The organism is Rothia sp. HMSC071F11, assembly GCF_001809115.1.
GTDB classification, from domain to species: Bacteria; Actinomycetota; Actinomycetes; order Actinomycetales; family Micrococcaceae; genus Rothia; species Rothia dentocariosa.
Genome location: NZ_KV795748.1, coordinates 1 through 328, shown reverse-complemented (window position 1 = coordinate 328; position 328 = coordinate 1). Strand labels below are relative to the sequence as shown.

At 56.4% G+C, this 328-nt stretch carries 1 protein-coding gene; it reads right to left on the bottom strand.

Annotated features, from left to right (window positions below):
• Positions 1-328, bottom strand: a 328-nt coding sequence (locus HMPREF2554_RS04105; protein ID WP_168160871.1) for a UvrD-helicase domain-containing protein, incomplete at both ends; no start/stop codon positions are given.

The following is a 328-nucleotide window of genomic DNA, read 5'->3' as shown; positions in this document are numbered from 1 at the left end:
TAGACGGTGTAAATCTGCGCGATAGTCTTTTCCCACGGGTTATTCGCGGCCGCCGCACTGTATTCTTCGGCGCTCACCAACTCGTTTTTGAGGGCAGAAATCCTGTGCCCCACGGCCTTGGGGGCAAACTTTTTGGTATCAAGGTTCAGCTCTTTGATAATGAGCGTAAGCAGGCGCTGCGAATCCGCCGAGTCGTAGATCGTGAAGGTGGATTTGAGCCCGAGTGCCTTGGCTTCTCGGCGCAGCACGCGCACGCAGAAACTATGGAAGGTGGAAATCCACATGTGCTGTGCACGCGGGCCGATCAGCGCTTGGATGCGCTCACGCA